Raw genomic sequence first — 17960 nt, 5'->3', positions numbered from 1 at the left:
ATAGTTTATGTCATATACACAAGAAAACTTTCAGGAATGGATTTTTTTCATTGGAGAAAAAATGGACTCTTTTATAGAAGACTTTGCAAAAGAGAATAGCATTAATTTAGATTATAGTATCAAATCACTAGATGAATTAGAGAAATGGATTATCAATAATTATCCATCTATCAACAATTTAAAGGAAGACCCTAAAATGTTAGATCTTCTTACCATTTATATTGGAGAAACATTTAGAAAACATTTAGGAGGCAAATGGGTTATGGATAATGAAGATCAGGATAATGCTTATTATATGATGCCGGTTCTTACAAGCCCTGATTATAAAGGGGAAGTATATAAAGCCCCAAGAACATTTGCAACAGCTTCCATTCCAAGAAAAAAAGGAAATTATATCAGTACTATTTTAAAGAATAATATGGAAGATATGGGGATTCCTATTAATGAATAAAGGATGCTCTGAAATCTAAAACTAATAGTTAATTATAACAAAAAGGAAGTGTTTTTAACATTTCCTTTTTTATATTCAAAAGGGTTATAATTTTAATATTGCAGCCTCAAAAGCCATAAATTATGACTGGGAAATATTGATAATAGGGCTAAGAGAGGATTTCTGTTCTAAATATTGCTTATCTTCTTCTGTTAGATCATTGATCCCAAGGCCAATACCATTCCATGGTTTTCCGTTATTGAGTTTATTACCTAATTCAATAGATTCAATTTTAATTTTTTTATGAAGTCCAATTGTTGTTAAATCCATCAGTTGACCTTTGTTTATTTCTCCTTCTATAATTTCCCCAAGGAGATAAAAACTTCTGTTGGTAAGTTGGAAGACGCTGTCAATTTTAAATTTTGCAACCAGGCTATGCCAGCTATAACCACAGTGTCGGCATTGCTTTGCATAGGGAGTGCGGGCTAATCTATTACATTGTGGACAATTATTGAAAAATACTTTTTCTGGGTTTTCAATCATTATTCGCTGTGCAACATTCAATTCAAATTCATCATATCCATTCTGAAGAAGAGAGGTGATTTCAGGATCAGAACTTATCCAGTTTCTCTTTGTAAGTATCTTTCTCATTTCTGGGTTATCAGAAGTTTTATAAGTAAACATTTGGGATTTCAGCGCTAATTTCTCATGATTAGTCATCAGATTACTGAAATAGGTTATAATATAATATATAGTTTCTTTGTCCATTAAAATAGAAATGATTTTTAGTTTTTTGTCTTGTCTAATTTATCATTTATTTAGATTAATTGGGGAGTGTTATTTTATTTTAAAGAAAAAGAACCCGCCAAAAATGACGGGTTCTTGTGTTTTTATTAAGATGATATAGCTTAGAATCTGAAAGTAGCAGCCACAGACCACGTTCTTCCGAATCCTAAGAAACCTGTATTGGCATCAGCAACACCCTGATACACTCTACCTGCTTGCTGATACGTTTTTCCAGCATCAGGACCAGCAGCAATTTTATCAGTAGCATGAATATTAGAACTTAGTTCAGAAATATAATATTTGTTGAATAAGTTATAAACATTCGCTCTTAGTGTTAAAGATTTTTTCTGACCGATTTCGAATTTGTAACTAGCTCCTACATCAAATAGGTTATAGCTAGGTAATTTTACAATTCCTCTTTCTCTGTCAGCCTCTGTAAGGAAATTGATAGGGTTGAACTGGGCATATAATTTGTCATAATATTCCCAGTTAGCATCAATACTGAAAGCTTTTGTAATGTTATAATCAATACCTAAACTTGCTGTTGTTTGCGCTGCATCACCAACTTTCAGGTCCTTGATGTTGATCATCCCTGTAGCTCCGGAAATTTCCTGGTTGCTTTGAACATCCAGAATATTGAAATTTGCGTTTCCTTTGTACTTCCAGTTACCCAATGAAACCATCCCTCTCACTCTAAGATTAGCAAAAGGTCTTGCCTTAGCTTCCAATTCTACCCCTTGGTGAATTTGTCCAACATTTAGAGCATTATAGAAGTACGCATTTCCAAGTTTCAATTGAGAGAATTTCGCAACATCTGCTGCGCCTGCATTGAATGTTCTTGAAATGAATCTATCATCCCATTGCGTTCTGTAAGCATTGATGTTAACATCTATATAACGTGATTTGAAACCATATCCTAATTCCAGAGAGAATATTCTTTCATTTTTTGCATCATTGTAGATATTCTGATTTGAAGGGAACAACGCATTGAATAATGGCTGTCTTGAAATTACTCCTGCATTGAAAAATACATTGTGATGATCATCAATATTGTAATTAGCACCACCTTTTACAATATAACCTGTTTTGTGATACCATTTCGTTTCTTGGTTTCCAGGGGTATACAGCATATAGTCTCTTCTCTTGTAATACTGTTCAGAAACTGATGCCTGAACTGATGCACTTAGTTTTTCAGAGCTATATTCCACCATTCCATAAATACCAGCCCATTTTACAAGGCCTTCATTGTGGATTGATATTTTTTGAGTATTTCCAGTCTTTGTCAATGGTTCTGGTTTTACCGTACGGTCGATATAATAACCGTTTGGAGCGTTCACTGTACTTTTAACAAATAGAGCATCTGATCCTAATAGATCAGTAGTAATATCATAAAGAGCTCCTTTGTAAGTTTTAAGGTCGATTCCTCCATTAAAAGTCCAGTTATTCTTTTTATAGTTAAGGTCTGCAATGACACCATACCAGTCATGAGCATTAATACTTTGCTTTCTTACAATACCGCTTGTTCCGTTTAAAGTAGCTACATTTTGTCCATTATAATCAGTAGGGGATCCTGCAGGAGCAGTAAAAGGAGATTTCTGGAAGGTATTTCCATTATAATCTGTTACAGCACCGCCTCTGTTATAACGATAGATCATATCCCAATTGATAGTACCATCACCACCAGGTCCATAATTCATGAAGTTCATGGTTTGGTCTTTGGCATTTTTAATAGAACCGTTAAGTCCGGTTCCACCGCCGCCACGTCCCCAAGAACCGTAAACAACTGTAGATAATTTCAGGTTGTCATTAATATTCCAATCCCAGTTTAATGAAGCGATTGGCTTGTGGTAGAAGTTAGGAGCTAAGTTGAACTGAGAACCGTTCAGCATTCCTGTTTGTGGGTTGTATCTTCTTCCATAAGTTTCAAACTGCTGTAAAGTTGCAACATTGGCTCCGGTTGCAGAAGATCTTCTGGTATCGTGTACCTGTGGCGCACCTGTTGCAATTAAATTGAATGCATGTTTTTCATTCGGCTTAAATCCTGTAGAGAAAAACCAAGAATATCCTTCACCTTTAGTTCCGTTGATGTAACCATCACCTTGCCAACGGGAAAGCAATACGGTAGTTCCCCATTTGTTTTTCAATCCGGAAGAGTACATTGCGGAGAGTCTTGAGTAATTGTCATTACCCGCTTCTGCCTTGATCATTGCTTTTTGCTCAGAATCAGTAGCTTTGGTTACAATGTTGATGGTTCCTCCTACAGATGGAACTACAAATTTAGAAGCTCCCAAACCTCTCTGGATCTGAATAGAGCTTGCAATATCTGCCAGTCCAGTCCAGTTAGACCAGTACACAGTACCTCCCTGCATGTCATTAACAGGCTGTCCGTTGATGATCACCGCAATATTGGCACCATCAAAACCTCTCATGTTAATTCTGCTGTCTCCAAATCCACCACCTACTTTAGTAACGTAAACAGATGGAGTAGACTTCATAATTTCAGGGAATTCTCTGTTTCCCAGTTTCTCCTGAATTTCAGCTGCCTTAATGTTGGAAACTGCAACAGGTGTCTTTCTCTCTTTGGCGGTTTGGGAAAGGTTCCTACCTACCAACATCACCTCATCAATAGATTTAGATTTTTCTAAAGAATCCTTCGTACTCTGCCCATAATACAAGGCGGCCGTTGGTAATACAAGCGCTATAAGAAGTCGCTTTTTTAAAATAATGCTCATGAAATAAACTAGCGTGTTTGATTTTAAGGCTGCAAAGATGAAAATTTATTTTTGAATTGAGTATTAAATGTTTTTTAAGAAATTTTGTAAACGTCGAAGAATGAGCATGATTGCTGGTTGTTTTATGATATATTAACTTTATTTAACAGTTTAATTTGTAGATTGTTATATCAATAATTTTAACCGAAATGAGTTTGTTTTGATGATAATATAAACATTTATTGAATAAAAAATATTGAGAAATATCATCATTTTTATACAAAAAATAAATTTTTATATTTTAGATCTAACTAAAGGAAATTATTGTATTTGATATTTTATGATGGGTATGGAAAGGTTGTATTATCATTGAGTTTTGTAGGAGAATTATACTTAAATAATTCTTGAAGGAAAAAAGAAAAAGCTGATCGTTTTCGTTATGGATATAATTTCGTAATATGGATTTATCTTTGCTATATATTCATGAAAAATAAATATTTCGGTTATTAAATTCCATAAAAGATCTATATATCATAAGCCGGAACTATTTGACATTAGCTAAGTAAGGCATGAGACTTGTAATAAATGGATATTTATTATTAATAATAAAGTAGTTTTTTAATATTTAATTGTAGATAAATAAAAGTTTATGGAGGATTTTAAAATTGAACCTTTTTTGCATAGTGAGAATAGTTCACATTTTATCACAACAAAAAGGGTATCAGATCTTTTATTAGCTAGACCCACCCAACTTTTTCAACCACATAAAATCTTATTTAACTGTATTCATCTTTTTTGTGAAGGTGAAGGAAGCATTAATATAGATTTTAAAACAATAAATATTAAGGAAAGGCACATTTTATTTGCTTCACCTAATCAAATCTGCCAGTTTAATAGACCTATTAATTATAAAAGCAGGATAATGATTTTTACCGAAGATTTTCTTTGCCAAAACAGTACACAAACTCAATTTTATAGTGAAACCAGTTTGTTTAATGATCCTTTAAATATACGATATTTCAATTTAGAAGATAGGTTTGAAGAAGTATTAGCTTTATTCGATTACATTAAAAATGAATTGGCCAGGCCATATAGAGATGTACAGAGTACTATATTAAATAACTATTTGTTTAATATACTTCTGATTGCGGAGGAAATTTCCATACATTCTAAAATTAACCTGGATTTTTGTGGGGATAAACTTTTAGTTGCTAGATTTAAATCTTTGGTAAATAAAAATCTAAATCAACATTTAAGTCTTGACTACTATTGTGAAGAATTGAATATAACGCTTCGTGCACTACAGAAGACTTTTCTTAAAGTAGAAAAGGAGACGCCCAAACAATGGCTAATGAATAGGATGATATTAGAGATTAAAAGAAATCTGATGTATAATACATTAAGCGTAAGTGAAATTGCCTACGATTTGGGGTTTAAGGAGGTAACCAATTTTACTAAGTTTTTTAAGATAAAAACAGGGGTGACTCCAACACAATTTAGGAAGTCTATACAAAGATAGTTTCTATTAAAATGAACGATCTGGTTAGCAGCATATTATTTTTTAGCATCCGATCAATTGTGATTCTTTACTAAATATAAGGAAAATTGTTGTGTGTCATTTATTATCATTTTTTTACGCTTTTTTATCATAATGTATGTGGTAATATGTATAATTTTGCAATTCGAAATAATTTTTTTCATCATTTGTGTTTTTATCTCCGGTTCTGCCGGAGATTTTGTTTTTTTAATAGCAAAAGAATACAATAAGCTGTGTAATTCTTAGCAGATTCTTTATCAATAAAATTATCATGTATTTATTCGGAATAATGATTCAAAAATTTAGCAATAGAAATCAAATCTATTAAACAGCATGGGAGGATCCATTTAGTTTTAGAAAATTTTTAATATCCAAAGAGAAACTAGTCTAGTGAATTTCGGAGTAGCCTTATTTGTGTCATTTATTATCTTTTTTTACGCTTTTCTATTATAGTATTTGGTAATACATTTAATTTTGCGGCTTAAAATATATCATAGGATTAATGTTAAATAGTTTGTTTTAGATAAATTGTGAATTTTATACTAAAGTCAGCGGGAGAATTGTTTAAGAAGAATTTTGCTTTTGCTTTGAGAGAATAATTGCCTTTACAAATAGGAATTAATAATAAAAAGTTTAATTTGAAGTTTTTTATTGTCCTGATTAATTAAAAATTCCATTAAGCTATTAAATTTCAAAAAATATTCATACAAATACTTGCAAGTATCATTTAAATACTTACTTTTGTATCACTTTAAAAATGGGGGATTGGCGCAGTTGGCTAGCGCGTTTGACTGGCAGTCAAAAGGTCACGGGTTCGAATCCCGTATTCTCCACAACGGGAAATCTATTTAAATAGATTTCCCGTTTTTTATGTATTAAAAATTGTTTCGTTTATAAGATCATGTAAGCTTCAATTGCTTAGGACTTTATTCCTAATTTAGAGGCTTTTTACTAGAAGACTTCAGGAGTAACTTTATCGACTATTGCAATAAAGCTATTTTTCAAAAGGTCTGATGGGTAAATAAACTGTTCTCCATTGTCGTTTCGAACAACTATAGCGGCCTGTTCATTATTTAAACATCTGTCAATTTGTTCCTGCATTTCATTAAGCCTGCCTGGCAATATATCCAATGTATATTTTCCTGTAGAATGGATAATCTGAACGATTTTTTCTTTCATGATTAAAATTTTAATTCTTTCAAAGATAACTTTTTTCCCTTACGTGGGAAGATCTGTAATTAGAAAATCAAGATATATAGAAATTTGCAATGTAGAGCTGTAAACGATTTTCTTAATTAGGATTAGTAATATAGAATAGCTCAATATGATTAGTCATCTGCTTTTTCTACTTTTGGTATCAAATAAAACCGAAAACTTTCCATGACTAAACAAACCAAAGCCACCGCCATCGGATTTTGTGCTATTTTATTATGGTCCTCTATTGTTGGATTGATCAAAGAGGTAAGCCATTCTTTTGGAGCAACAGCTGGTGCAGCTTTAATATATACTGTAGCTTCTATATTCTTGCTTTTTACCATGAAGTGGGTCCCTTTATCAAAATTTTCAAAGAAATACTTGATATTCGGTGGATTGCTTATGGTTTCTTATGAACTTTGTTTGGCACTTTCTATAGGATATTCTACCAACAGCCGTCAGGCGATTGAAGTAGGGATGATTAATTATCTCTGGCCTACCTTTGCAATGGTGGGCACCATTCTTTTACCCATAAAAAAGCAAACTGGCTGATCGTTCCAGGAATCATTCTTTCCATGCTGGGAATTATTTGGGTATTGGGGGAGAGCAAGACCTTGATATTTCTCAGATGACTGCCAATATTAAAACTAATCCTTTAAGCTATGGATTGGCTTTTATTGGAGCGCTATTGTGGGCTGCTTATTGTATAGTTACGGTTCGTATAGCCAATGGAGTAAACGGAATCACATTATTTTTCATGATGGTAGCTGCTGCCTTATGGATAAAGTATTTAATCGTTAGTGATACAGGCGGTATGGAGATCAACCTTTCTTCCGTTGTATATCTTTTACTGGCAGCATGTGCCATGGGATTTGGATATGCAGCATGGAATATCGGAATTTTGGAGGGAAATGTTACGATTTTAGCAGGTGCATCTTATTTTATCCCTGTTTTGTCATCCGCATTGTCATCCGTCCTTTTATCTACAGCCTTAGGATTGTCTTTCTGGCAGGGAGCTGTGATGGTTTGCGCAGGTTCAATACTCTGCTGGCTGGCGACCAGAGAACGAAAAATTAAGCAATAATTTCAGATTACTAATTAGTGTATTTAATATTAATAGAATAATTAACGTATTTTTATTGTTCATATAAATAAACTAATAATATGATGAAGCATAAGCTAGCTTTACTTAGCACTGTTATTGTTTCCTGCATGAGTGCGCAGCAAAAGAATACCCAATTACATCAGATCTTTGATGAATATTATAAAGAGTCAAACGTACTAAGCCCATTGAGTGCAACCTTTAACGGTATTGATGGTTATAATGATCAGCTTACTGCTGATGATGAAAATCAGCTTAAAAAAATCCATGATTTTTATATAAAATATATCCATCTTCTGAAACCTTTTGGAACTCAGGATTTGAATAAAGAAGATCGTATCTCACTGGCAATTTTGGAGAATGACCTGCAAATTGCTCTGAAAACAGAAAAATACCATCAGGAATATATGCCTGTCAATCAGATGGGGAGTATTCCCACCTATATGGCATTGTTGGGTTCCGGGAGTTCAGCACAGCCTTTCAAAACGGTAAAAGATTATGAGAACTGGATGAAACGCTGCCAGGCTTTCTCAAGGTGGACAGATGTTGCTATACAGAATATGCAGAAAGGTATCAAAACAGGAGTTGTTTTACCCAAAGCTTTAGTAGTGAAAATTATTCCGCAATTACAGAAACTGGCACAGAACGATGATCAGTCTTCTTTTTATAACCCGATAAAGAATTTTCCCAGGGATATTTCAAAAAAAGAACAAGATCGTTTAACTAAAAATTTTAAAGAAGTTCTGTCGAAAAATATTTTCCCTTCCCTACAGAAACTTGCAGATTTTTTCCAGAATGAATATCTGCCGAATGCCCGTTCATCTTCAGGAATCAATGTTTTTCCTAATGGCAAAGAAATGTATAAAGACTATATTTTATCAATGGTAACCATTGATAAAGATCCGGAAGAAGTATATCAGTTAGGCTTATCTGAAGTGACAAGAATTACCACAGAGATGGAAAAAATTAAGAAATCTATCGGTTTTAAAGGTTCTCTTCCCGAATTATTTGAATTTATGAAAACAGATAAGCAATTCATGCCTTTCAAAACAGATAAAGAAGTATTAGAAGCTTATCAGGATGTTTATAACAAAATAAAACCTAATTTATCGAAGTATTTCGGGATTACCCCTAAAACGCCTTTTGAAATCCGTAAGACAGAAGAGTTCAGAGCAGCTTCAGCATCACCACAATATTTTCCAGGAAACCTTCCTACCCATCGTCCTGGTATTTTTTATGCTCCTATTTTAGATCCAACAAAAATCAATATTACCAATATGGATATGGAAAGTGTATTTTTACATGAAGCCATTCCAGGCCATCATTATCAGATAAGCATTCAATATGAAAATACCTCTGTTCCGGAATTTCGACAGAAATATATGAACGGGGCATTTGTAGAAGGCTGGGCATTATATACTGAATCCCTGGGAAAAGACCTTGGAGTGTATACTAATCCTTATCATCAGTTGGGAGCATTGGGTACAGAGATGCACCGTGCGATCCGATTGGTAGTTGATTCCGGATTGCATACAGGAAAAATGACCCGTGAAGATGCCATACAATATATGCTGGATAACGAACCTGTTTCTGAACAATTTGCCACTGCTGAAATAGAGCGGTATATGGCTAATCCTGCGCAGGCACTTTCCTATAAAATCGGAGAACTGAAAATAAGAGAACTGCGTGATAAGTACAAATCACAGTTAGGCTCCAAATTTAATATCAAGGATTTCCATGATACTATTCTGACAGGAGGAGCAATGCCGCTCACTGTTTTTGAAAACTATATGGATGATTGGGCAAAAAGTATCAAATAAAGATATTGAACTTTTAGAGTTTGGATATTAATACATTGGCTGCCTCATGAGGCAGCCAATGTATTGTTGTTTACAACATGTAATAAATATTCTCTATTTGGATTCAAAATAAAAAATAATTCAATAATCAATATTTATCCAGTTCTGGAAGTTGAATATTTTCAAACTCCTCACTCATTGAGATAAGGTTCAGATGACCATCGTAATCAGCATTAAAAGCAAAAGCTTTCTTTTCCAGAATATATTTATAGATGTACCAGTCGGTTTTTGGGGTAGGGACACTTAGCAGATCATCAAAAGAAATCCATTTTAAAGTTCCTTCGTTGCATATCGGAGGCTCTATATAATCTATCTCAGCCAAATAAACGTAACTAATCCAATTGTATTTTGTAGGAGATGTTTCTGTCAGCATTCCACAGAATTTCATCGATTCAACATGAATGCCGGTTTCTTCAAATGTTTCCCGGATAGCTGCTTGTAAAGGATTTTCAAATGCATCAATTTTACCTCCAACTGGAGTGTACATATCTTTATTAGGTTCCTTTAATCTTTTTAATAATAAGAATTTGTTTTGATAACGTAAAATGCAAAGTGTTGCGACACGTTTCATTCCAACAGGTAATGTATTCATGATCGGATTCAGTCTTTAATTTGTTTTAAAAGGGTTTGAATATTCACAGCAGGATTAATGGCTAATAAAAATAATATTCCTTCATACTTGGCAATAATCTGCGTAGCAGTTTTTTTTGATCTTTCGCCATTATCTTTTGCATGAGTCAGCAGATATTCCAGGTTGCTGTAAAACTTTTTGATCTCTTCTTTAAAATGTGGAAGAATCGTAAATGCTTCAAAATACATAATATAATATGCAGACATTCCATTTTCTGTAATAGATAGGATCTGTGGAATAAAACCTAAATAAAAGTCTTGAATTTTCTCCTCGATATCCTTTAGCGTCATTTCAGCCTTTGCATAGCTGCTCCAATCAACAGAATGATAAAATTGCAGGAAATAATGATTGATAACTTCCTTATAAAGATCATTTTTGTTTTTAAAATGATGATAAAATGCTCCTTTAGAAAAGCCTGAAGCTTCAACCAGCTGCTGCATGGAAGTATTATGAAATCCTTTATTGATAAATTGCTGATAGGAGACTAATAATATCTTTTCTTTTGTATCCATTACTTTTCTGTCATTGCGGCATTGGTTGCAAAGATAATAATCCCTAGTCCTATGACAATAGCAAATCCCATAAACCAATATAAAGATTTTGAATAGTGAACAACATTTTCTCTGCTTTTAAATTCTTTAATTTTCCTTTGAGCATAAAACATGAGCGGAATTGATACAATTATTCCCAGTGCTTCTAAAATCAACAGTAAATTAGGCATTGGGGTAGGAGACTTAGGAAAAACCTCCAATAAATCAATGGTGTATACTATAAAATAACTGATCCCCGAGAAATAGGCTATTCTATAGGCCCAGCCATACTGCTTACTAATAAAATAAACCAGAAATAGACTTATAATCCCCAAGGTTGTCAAAAAAAAGTTAAATACTCCCAGAATAAGAGGTGAAATTTGCGAAAAATCTCTAGACTCAATAAATCCTCCGGGGATCATCAATGTTAGATTTACTGATGATAAAATAAGTAATGTATTCATCAATTTAGATGTTTTCATAATATATACAATTTTATATACCGACCGTTCGGTATGTAAAATTAGACAATTAATCTGAATAATCAAAATAGAGGTATATTTTTTAAACATTCAAGAAAAAATATCTGCTTTTAAAATCAATAATTCTATTTGGGCAGTAATGAACTCTGTGATGAAAGAATAGTTTCCCAGTGCCTATTTTCGTCTTTACATTTTTTGCCACGAGCTAAAGAAGCGTTAAATGACCATTATAAATATAAAACGATCATTATCTAACATAAGGAATGCTCTAATTTTGCTGGAAAGAGTAGGATAAGATAAATAAAGGGATTAAATGCAGAGCATTATTAAGAAAAATAGATAAAAAATATCTTATCCATCTATTATCCGGCTTGGTTCATTCAGTATTACTAATGCTTTAAGATTGGAACATAAAATAATAGTCACAATATTTAAATAATGAGTCATGATAAAAATTAACTTTTATCCCCAACAATTGGGGGTTTGTAGCTTACCCTTCCTTTTATGTTTTTACTTTAATACCAAAGCACAAAAGAATATAGAATATGTTCTTCCTACAGCTGCTTTTAATAAAGAAGAAGCTTATAAATTGCTTGATCCGGGGAACGGCAGCATTGAAGGCACTATTTCATTTAAAAAAAGAGGATATGTCAATTATCCGGACTACCTGTCCAAAGTTTTATTATATCCTGCAACCCCTCATCTTACTGAATATCTTGAGCTTAAAAAGAAATATAACAGTCGGAAAAAACAGGCTGCTATGACAAAGGAAGCTGCTATGGCCCGCATTGAAACAAAGACCAGAGACAACAAAGGCAATTTTGTTTTTACTAACATAAAACCGGGGAAGTATTATATTGTAAGCTTGGTAAAGTGGGAAAAAGTTAGAGGAAATAAAGTTCAGTCAGGGGAGGTTGTTGCCAATAAAAACATGCTTGGAATCCAGATGGGAGGTGGCTATTTTTCAACAGAGATGCAATATGAATCAAAGGCTTATGAAGAAGAGGTAGGAGAATATATTGAAGTATCAGGAAATAATAGAGTGACTACTATCAATATAGCTAAATAAACGGACTTTTTTAAAGGTCATCGTTATTACATAAAAATGAATCATTAAAAATCAAACTTATGAAAGCTGTTACAATAATTCTCATATACTTGTATTTAGGTATTTTCACCATAAAAGCCCAAATTATCAATTTTTCTGATGAAAATTTTAAAGAAGCCCTGATAGCCCAGGGCGTTGATACAAATAAAGATGGAAACATTCAGAAATCAGAAGCAGTAAATATTAAAAAGCTGCATGTAAATAACGCCAACATTTCTTCGGTTGTAGGGATTAAAAACTTTACCAACCTTGAAGATTTTGCTTTTCTTGATAATAAGCTTACCATTGTTGATCTTGAAGGGATGCGAAATCTCAAATACCTTTATGGAATCAATAATAAAATTAAGCAGCTCAAATTAAAAGGCTGTACAAACCTTGAAGTGATTTTTATGGATCAGAATGAATTGTCTGTTCTGGACCTTTCCGGGCTTACAAAGTTAAAAGACATAAGAATCAATGTAAACAATTTAGAATCAATAGATCTAAGCAGAAAGCCTAAGTTAGAAAATGTACAGCTTTTCAGAAATCAGATAAGAGCATTCAAAGCTGAGGACTCTTTTGATATTAAAGGATTGGACCTTTCTAAGAATCTAATCACAGAAATAGATTTGAGACCTTTTTCTAAACTTGAAGAAGTTGATCTTAATGGTAATCCTTTAAGAAAAATCAATGTGGAAGGTCTTAGCAAGCTGGAAAAACTTTATCTGGAACCTGCAGCTTTTACATCATCTTATATTAATCAATTGAATACCAGTGGACTTGTTAGTCTAAAAGAGTATAAATGGTAAATCTTAGGGTTTGTATTTAAAAAAGACTGATCATCATCAGTCTTTTTTATTGAATCTGTTTTTCAAAGAATTCTTATTCTCACTTTGAGCTTTACTACAAGCTTCTTGAACGGGCTACCGAAAGAAGATACACTAGATGGGCAAACATATTTCTTTTTACAGATTCTATCTTTATATCTCCAGTGGTCTGGTTAATAGTCGTTACCAGATCCGTATTACACTGCCCGCTAAAATTTCCGCTTCCTAAATAATTTACAGAATTGGCAGCTGGATAAGAAATTCTGGGATAATCTGGAGCTGTTTGGTTGGCAATAGCAGTAGTATTTGCAAACCCTTTATTATCAATATATCGGGCAGTCCACGAACCTAAGAATTGTCCGTTAGCTGTATTAATACCTTGTCCTACTACTACTTGTGTGTCTACAGGATTACTAAACCCAGCACAGGAAGTATAATGATTTATAGAAACAGTACAGGAAGAAGCATTATCTGCAGGTTGAAAGCATTTTCCTTCATATACTGTTAATCTTTGCTCAGTGGCAGACATTGAAGTATTTAATAAAGCTTTAGGAGCAAAAATCTCTTCAGGAGAGATAAGTGTCAGAACCCCCTGAGCATTAGCAGCAACAATTTTATTTTCAGGATTTGCAAGTCCTCTTACTCTTACCGATCCGTTAACATCCAATGTATTTGTTGGTGAGGCGGTATTAATTCCTACTTGTGCACCAACAAAACTACACAAAGCAAGTGCTGTCAAAAAAAAAAGTCTTTGTTTTCATGGTATTTTTTAAATACATTTTAAATTTTTCACTAATGTAAGAAATATGTTTTAATAGATAATAAAAAACTAATTAAAAATACTTAACATCTAAATTTATATTCAAAAATGTGTTTTTAATGAAAATTTTAAACAAACCTTTGAAATATTAATTCAAAGTTTATGGTTGTTGAATTTGTTTGAAAAATAGTTGTATTTTAGCCGAAATATGTTGGTTTTTAATAAACATATTGTCTACTCATTAAAATTCAGATAATTTGAATGAAAAAATTAGTAGATTTGCACGGAATTAAAAAATAATAAATATTAAGCTCATTCTCTATGACAGCATATTCTTAAATAAAATGGAATAGAGGATAACAGGATTTTAGGTTATAAAACTACTGAAACTATGAAGAAACTTTTTTTACTTTTACTAACGGCATTTTTATTTATCGGTTGTAGTTCGGATGATGATACAATCTATGATTATGTAGGAACATGGTCCGGAACTTATGAAGGAGGAGATAAGGGAGTGTGGAACTTTGTGGTGGATAAAACTGGTAAAGTATCAGGAACCATGCATTCCGATGTTAGCAGTGAGAACTATAATATTGCCGGTAAGTTAAGTACCACTGGAGATCTGGTAGGAACAGTAGGTCTTCCGTCAAAAGGAGAATTTAAAGGAAAACTTAATCCGGATAAAAAAGGAAACGGAAGCTGGTCAAACACCCTTCCAACTCCGGCACAATACGGAACCTGGAACGGGGAAAAGAAATAAAACAAAAGCCTGCAAATTTGCAGGCTTTTTATTTATACAAATCCCATATGGGAAATTTCATTTTTTTCATTCTTCAATACGACAAAATAAAGCACACAGTCAGCACCTGAGAAATATTCTTTAAAAGATGCATGATGATCATCAAAAGAGCACTCTTCTTCAGTCTTTTCAATAGTATAATTTTCTGAATCCAGCTTTAAAGTAATGAGTATTGCTTTTTCAACTTGAGCACTTTTTTTAATAAGGGTACAGTCTTGACGTTCAATTTCTGCCGATACATTTTTTATTTCACCAAACTGAAAAGATTTCAAGAGTCTTTTTCCTTCCTCAGTCTTTAAACCGCTTTCAACCGTTCGTTTTCCTCTTCCGGAAATGGTGTCCAGATTTTTTATTTCAGTCATCAGCTTTGCAAAACTCTGGTAGAGTAGGGCATCTCCTGTTTCTTTAAGATAAAGATCCAGGCTGTTTCTGATGATCTTTCCGGTTTTAGAACAATGTCCGAATTCAGAACTGTTTTGCCTTACTTTTTCATAAGACGGATTCTTTTTAAAAGCCGTTTTATTGAACCCGCTTTTCTTCCGAACCACATTTTTTCCATTCAGAGTATAAAAAACAAGGTCACCTACAGAACCTTTAATCTTAATGAGACTTTCATAAGTTGCCATATCGCAAAATTGAATTCCAAATATAGCAATAAATAACGGAAATCAAAATTTTAACATATATTTATCATATAGTTGTAGTATAGTTATAATATAATTAAAATATAAAATGTATATTTGTACATCAATCGTTAATCAAGTAAAAATCAGACGAGTATGGGACCAGGATTATTTGAAAAAAATTGAGTATAAAGCAGCTTTCTCTTTGGCTGATTGCATCTGCTTTTGTAGTGTCTTGCGGCTCTTCAAAAAACGTTTCTTCCAGCAAGAAACCGGGCTCTAAAACCGTAGTGAAATCTGAAAATCTGAGAAAATTGGATTCTAAATTCGATGGAAATGTATCAAGGTCCATCAATGATGTCCTAAAAGATGCTGAGAAATACCTTGGAACTCCTTATAAATTCGGAGGGAATACATCTTCAGGTTTTGATTGTTCCGGTTTTACTGTAAAAGTGTTTGAAGAAAATGACTTTAGCCTTCCAAGAAGATCAACCGATCAGGCCGGAACCGGGAAAAACATTGATATCAGGGATGTAAAACCTGGTGACTTGCTGTTTTTTGCTACTGCCGGAGGAAGCAGGGTTTCCCATGTAGGAATTGTTCATGACATTGGCCCGGACGGAGAAGTGAAGTTCATTCATGCTTCCACTTCAAAAGGAGTTATTATTTCATCCCTGAACGAAAAATACTGGAATAAAGCTTATCTTCATGCCCAAAGAATTTTATAATAATTCCAATGGAGGACAGAACGTTTGCTTTTATTAAAACAGACAAAAAGCTGGTAAAACTTTTCTTTAAGGATATCAATATTATCAAAGGTCTGGGGAACTATGTAGAAGTACATACCATAGACCGGAAAAGATATGTTTATTACAGAACACTCAAAGATCTGATCGAAAACCTGCCGAAGGAATTTATGCGGGTTCATAACTCATATATCGTTAACTTAACGAATATTGAATCTTTTGAAGATAACCAGCTGTTATGCGGAGATTTAAAAATTACTGTAGCCAAAAGCTATAAAGACTGTCTTCTTGAAGCCATCAGTAAAATGATGCTTTAAATTCTATCAACATTAAGAAATCAATCATATACATCTGATTTTAATCTATCGGTATAAAAAAAGTTTTTATTCAATTCTTCTTCACTTAGGTTTACAAAAACTTATCAAATGAATAAAAACAAAGCATTGGAATATATCAGAACTCATAATCTATCTATGCATTATCATTTTAATATTAAAATTAATTCCATAGGCTTTAAACCTAAAAAAAAGCAACCCCTAAAGAGTTGCTTTCAAATAGATGAATATAAAATGAATTAAATATGTTCACAAACCGTTGTTCCAAGTTCTTTTTCTTCACTGCTTTCGTCTGTCGTAATGCTTTTAGGGAACGAAAAGAAACTCAGGAATAATGTTGCTGTAAGTAGCAAGACACTCACTGAAAGAACATACTGAACTCCATAATAAGCGCTTACTATCCCACCAAGAAATGCACCTAATGAAATCCCGATATTAAAAGATGATGTGAGCAAACTGTTAACAAATTCCAGCGCATGATGAGGAATGTTTTGTGTAGTTCTGATATTGGAGACTAAAAAGCCACCTGTGTGGATCATGCCCCAAAAAGATACAATAATAACCATAGGAACAAAAAGTCCGCCCAGAAAGTAAGCCAGAATTTGTACTGAAATGAGAAGCAGCAAAAACAATCTTGTTGTGAGCTTTACATTTCGGCTTAAAACTATTCCCATAAGCCAGTTGCCAAGGGTTCCCATGCCTCCGAAAAGAAGCAGCATGATACTGATCTGGGCTCCATTCATTTTGGTAATTTCTTCAAGATAAGCCGTAAGGTAAGTATAGCTTGAGAACATGGCTGCTAATGTACCGATGGTGGAAATCAGATTGATCCACAAAAGAGGGTTTTTCAAAATAACGAACTGATTTTGCTCTGATTTTTCTTTTTCTGCAGGGAGAGAGGGTATAAAAAGCAATAACCCGATAAACGCAATAAAGCTGATGATACTGCTCAGGAAAAATGAAGCTTTCCAATCATGAAAAAGATCTGCAGCATAAGTCGTCATAGGAATACCAAGAACGGTGGCAAGACTCAGTCCCAGCATGACAGTAGATACTCCTTTTGCTCCCTTTTCTTTGAAGGCAATGGCAATGGAGATATTCCAGAACAAAGGATGCAGTATGGCTGGTAAAATACGGGCAATCATAAGCATCGTAAAGTTGGTGGAAAAAGCAGAGATAAGATTGGAAAGAACAAATATGCTCATCACGAGACATAGAAGAAACTTACGGTTTATTTTGCTGGTAAAAGAAGTGATAAAAGGGGAGGAAACAGCCACTGTGATAGCAAAAGCGCTCAGCAGCCATCCTGCCGTATCAATTGATACCCCGAATTGCCTGCTGATCGTAGGAAGAATACCCACAACCCCAAATTCGGTAGTAATAATGCCAAAAGCACCTAGCGCCAGGACATAGATTGATCTTTTCATTGATTTTAAATTTTAATGTAGCAAATTTGAACAGAAAAAACGTAAAAAATCAGTACATTTTAATGATAAATAAGTATTTTTACCGCATGAAATC

General features: G+C 33.5%; 19 protein-coding genes and 1 tRNA gene. 11 read left to right on the top strand and 9 right to left on the bottom strand.

Annotation, left to right across the window (positions count from 1 at the left end):
• The first annotated feature begins 7 nt into the window (after positions 1–7).
• Entirely contained in the window at positions 8–451 is a 444-nt protein-coding gene (locus tag H5J24_RS10755) for a hypothetical protein (RefSeq protein ID WP_068943181.1), read from the top strand.
• Positions 452–571: 120 nt separating this feature from the next.
• On the opposite strand, the gene H5J24_RS10750 is transcribed toward H5J24_RS10755, so the two are convergent.
• On the bottom strand, positions 572–1198 hold the full coding sequence (locus H5J24_RS10750; protein WP_068943182.1) for a hypothetical protein: 627 nt from the start codon (positions 1196–1198) through the stop codon (positions 572–574).
• 140 nt (positions 1199–1338) lie between these two features.
• Positions 1339–3948 (bottom strand): TonB-dependent receptor, encoded by a 2610-nt coding sequence (locus H5J24_RS10745; RefSeq protein WP_068943183.1) that lies wholly within the window; start codon positions 3946–3948, stop codon positions 1339–1341.
• 628 nt (positions 3949–4576) lie between these two features.
• Between H5J24_RS10745 and H5J24_RS10740 the strand changes: the two genes are divergently transcribed.
• Positions 4577–5446 (top strand): AraC family transcriptional regulator, encoded by an 870-nt coding sequence (locus H5J24_RS10740; protein ID WP_068943184.1) that lies wholly within the window; start codon positions 4577–4579, stop codon positions 5444–5446.
• 777 nt (positions 5447–6223) lie between these two features.
• Positions 6224–6297, top strand: a tRNA-Ala gene (locus H5J24_RS10735).
• A gap of 118 nt (positions 6298–6415) precedes the next feature.
• On the opposite strand, the gene H5J24_RS10730 is transcribed toward H5J24_RS10735, so the two are convergent.
• Positions 6416–6643, bottom strand: coding sequence for a glyceraldehyde-3-phosphate dehydrogenase (locus H5J24_RS10730; protein ID WP_068943185.1), 228 nt, complete (start codon positions 6641–6643; stop codon positions 6416–6418).
• Between the two features lie 201 nt (positions 6644–6844).
• Between H5J24_RS10730 and H5J24_RS25575 the strand changes: the two genes are divergently transcribed.
• The 3 genes from H5J24_RS25575 to H5J24_RS10720 all read left to right on the top strand — a co-directional run bounded on the left by H5J24_RS25575 (position 6845) and on the right by H5J24_RS10720 (position 9580).
• Positions 6845–7210 (top strand): drug/metabolite transporter permease, encoded by a 366-nt coding sequence (locus H5J24_RS25575; protein ID WP_283250775.1) that lies wholly within the window; start codon positions 6845–6847, stop codon positions 7208–7210.
• Between the two features lie 76 nt (positions 7211–7286).
• Positions 7287–7742, top strand: a complete 456-nt coding sequence (gene yddG, locus H5J24_RS25570) for an aromatic amino acid DMT transporter YddG (protein WP_283250774.1) — start codon at positions 7287–7289, stop codon at positions 7740–7742.
• An 80-nt stretch (positions 7743–7822) separates the two neighbouring features.
• Positions 7823–9580 carry a DUF885 domain-containing protein gene (locus H5J24_RS10720; RefSeq protein ID WP_228407626.1) on the top strand — a complete coding sequence of 586 codons (1758 nt, stop codon included), beginning with the start codon at positions 7823–7825 and terminating at the stop codon, positions 9578–9580.
• Between the two features lie 127 nt (positions 9581–9707).
• Here H5J24_RS10720 and H5J24_RS10715 read toward each other — a convergent pair whose 3' ends face one another.
• Genes H5J24_RS10715 through H5J24_RS10705 form a run of 3 tightly spaced genes read right to left on the bottom strand, consistent with a single transcriptional unit; the run spans position 9708 to position 11262 of the window.
• Positions 9708–10211, bottom strand: a complete 504-nt coding sequence (locus H5J24_RS10715) for an NUDIX hydrolase (protein ID WP_068943187.1) — start codon at positions 10209–10211, stop codon at positions 9708–9710.
• An 8-nt stretch (positions 10212–10219) separates the two neighbouring features.
• Positions 10220–10762 carry a TetR/AcrR family transcriptional regulator gene (locus H5J24_RS10710; RefSeq protein ID WP_068943188.1) on the bottom strand — a complete coding sequence of 181 codons (543 nt, stop codon included), beginning with the start codon at positions 10760–10762 and terminating at the stop codon, positions 10220–10222.
• A complete protein-coding gene (locus tag H5J24_RS10705; RefSeq protein ID WP_068945084.1) occupies positions 10762–11262 on the bottom strand; it encodes a DUF8051 family protein in 501 nt (166 codons plus the stop codon). The genes H5J24_RS10710 and H5J24_RS10705 overlap by 1 nt, the downstream gene beginning before the upstream one ends.
• Positions 11263–11707: 445 nt before the next feature.
• On the opposite strand from H5J24_RS10705, the gene H5J24_RS10700 reads away from it, so the two are divergent.
• Both H5J24_RS10700 and H5J24_RS10695 read left to right on the top strand, forming a co-directional pair.
• The gene (locus H5J24_RS10700; protein WP_068943189.1) at positions 11708–12331 is read left to right on the top strand and encodes a hypothetical protein; all 624 of its coding nucleotides are present in this window, start codon (positions 11708–11710) and stop codon (positions 12329–12331) included.
• Between the two features lie 59 nt (positions 12332–12390).
• A complete protein-coding gene (locus H5J24_RS10695; protein ID WP_068943190.1) occupies positions 12391–13158 on the top strand; it encodes a leucine-rich repeat domain-containing protein in 768 nt (255 codons plus the stop codon).
• Positions 13159–13252: 94 nt separating this feature from the next.
• Here H5J24_RS10695 and H5J24_RS10690 read toward each other — a convergent pair whose 3' ends face one another.
• Positions 13253–13915, bottom strand: coding sequence for a hypothetical protein (locus H5J24_RS10690; RefSeq protein WP_232816296.1), 663 nt, complete (start codon positions 13913–13915; stop codon positions 13253–13255).
• 412 nt (positions 13916–14327) lie between these two features.
• Between H5J24_RS10690 and H5J24_RS10685 the strand changes: the two genes are divergently transcribed.
• Entirely contained in the window at positions 14328–14696 is a 369-nt protein-coding gene (locus tag H5J24_RS10685) for a hypothetical protein (RefSeq protein ID WP_068943192.1), read from the top strand.
• Positions 14697–14728: 32 nt separating this feature from the next.
• Here the strand turns inward: H5J24_RS10685 and H5J24_RS10680 are convergent, their stop codons facing one another.
• On the bottom strand, positions 14729–15361 hold the full coding sequence (locus tag H5J24_RS10680; RefSeq protein WP_068943193.1) for a hypothetical protein: 633 nt from the start codon (positions 15359–15361) through the stop codon (positions 14729–14731).
• Positions 15362–15546: 185 nt separating this feature from the next.
• Here H5J24_RS10680 and H5J24_RS10675 point away from each other — a divergent pair, with 185 nt between their 5' ends.
• Both H5J24_RS10675 and H5J24_RS10670 read left to right on the top strand, forming a co-directional pair.
• Complete coding sequence (locus H5J24_RS10675; RefSeq protein WP_068945085.1) at positions 15547–16086, top strand: C40 family peptidase; 540 nt, start codon at positions 15547–15549, stop codon at positions 16084–16086.
• 8 nt (positions 16087–16094) lie between these two features.
• Positions 16095–16421: a LytR/AlgR family response regulator transcription factor gene (locus H5J24_RS10670; protein WP_068943194.1), complete on the top strand. Its 327-nt coding sequence runs from the start codon at positions 16095–16097 to the stop codon at positions 16419–16421.
• Between the two features lie 257 nt (positions 16422–16678).
• On the opposite strand, the gene H5J24_RS10665 is transcribed toward H5J24_RS10670, so the two are convergent.
• Entirely contained in the window at positions 16679–17866 is a 1188-nt protein-coding gene (locus H5J24_RS10665; RefSeq protein WP_068943195.1) for an MFS transporter, read from the bottom strand.
• Positions 17867–17960 lie beyond the last annotated feature (94 nt).

Source organism: Chryseobacterium capnotolerans, assembly GCF_021278965.1.
GTDB classification, from domain to species: domain Bacteria; phylum Bacteroidota; class Bacteroidia; order Flavobacteriales; family Weeksellaceae; genus Chryseobacterium; species Chryseobacterium capnotolerans.
This window is presented reverse-complemented; position numbering and strand designations above follow the sequence as displayed.

Bases quoted from the DNA above. Each gene is read 5' to 3' on its own strand.
- H5J24_RS10755 (WP_068943181.1), top strand. From the start codon at position 8: ATGTCATATACACAAGAAAACTTTCAGGAATGGATTTTTTTCATTGGA.
- H5J24_RS10750 (WP_068943182.1), bottom strand. From the start codon at position 1,198: ATGGACAAAGAAACTATATATTATATTATAACCTATTTCAGTAATCTG.
- H5J24_RS10745 (WP_068943183.1), bottom strand. From the start codon at position 3,948: ATGAGCATTATTTTAAAAAAGCGACTTCTTATAGCGCTTGTATTACCA.
- H5J24_RS10740 (WP_068943184.1), top strand. From the start codon at position 4,577: ATGGAGGATTTTAAAATTGAACCTTTTTTGCATAGTGAGAATAGTTCA.
- H5J24_RS10730 (WP_068943185.1), bottom strand. From the start codon at position 6,643: ATGAAAGAAAAAATCGTTCAGATTATCCATTCTACAGGAAAATATACA.
- H5J24_RS25575 (WP_283250775.1), top strand. From the start codon at position 6,845: ATGACTAAACAAACCAAAGCCACCGCCATCGGATTTTGTGCTATTTTA.
- yddG (WP_283250774.1), top strand. From the start codon at position 7,287: ATGACTGCCAATATTAAAACTAATCCTTTAAGCTATGGATTGGCTTTT.
- H5J24_RS10720 (WP_228407626.1), top strand. From the start codon at position 7,823: ATGATGAAGCATAAGCTAGCTTTACTTAGCACTGTTATTGTTTCCTGC.
- H5J24_RS10715 (WP_068943187.1), bottom strand. From the start codon at position 10,211: ATGAATACATTACCTGTTGGAATGAAACGTGTCGCAACACTTTGCATT.
- H5J24_RS10710 (WP_068943188.1), bottom strand. From the start codon at position 10,762: ATGGATACAAAAGAAAAGATATTATTAGTCTCCTATCAGCAATTTATC.
- H5J24_RS10705 (WP_068945084.1), bottom strand. From the start codon at position 11,262: ATGAAAACATCTAAATTGATGAATACATTACTTATTTTATCATCAGTA.
- H5J24_RS10700 (WP_068943189.1), top strand. From the start codon at position 11,708: ATGATAAAAATTAACTTTTATCCCCAACAATTGGGGGTTTGTAGCTTA.
- H5J24_RS10695 (WP_068943190.1), top strand. From the start codon at position 12,391: ATGAAAGCTGTTACAATAATTCTCATATACTTGTATTTAGGTATTTTC.
- H5J24_RS10685 (WP_068943192.1), top strand. From the start codon at position 14,328: ATGAAGAAACTTTTTTTACTTTTACTAACGGCATTTTTATTTATCGGT.
- H5J24_RS10680 (WP_068943193.1), bottom strand. From the start codon at position 15,361: ATGGCAACTTATGAAAGTCTCATTAAGATTAAAGGTTCTGTAGGTGAC.
- H5J24_RS10670 (WP_068943194.1), top strand. From the start codon at position 16,095: ATGGAGGACAGAACGTTTGCTTTTATTAAAACAGACAAAAAGCTGGTA.
- H5J24_RS10665 (WP_068943195.1), bottom strand. From the start codon at position 17,866: ATGAAAAGATCAATCTATGTCCTGGCGCTAGGTGCTTTTGGCATTATT.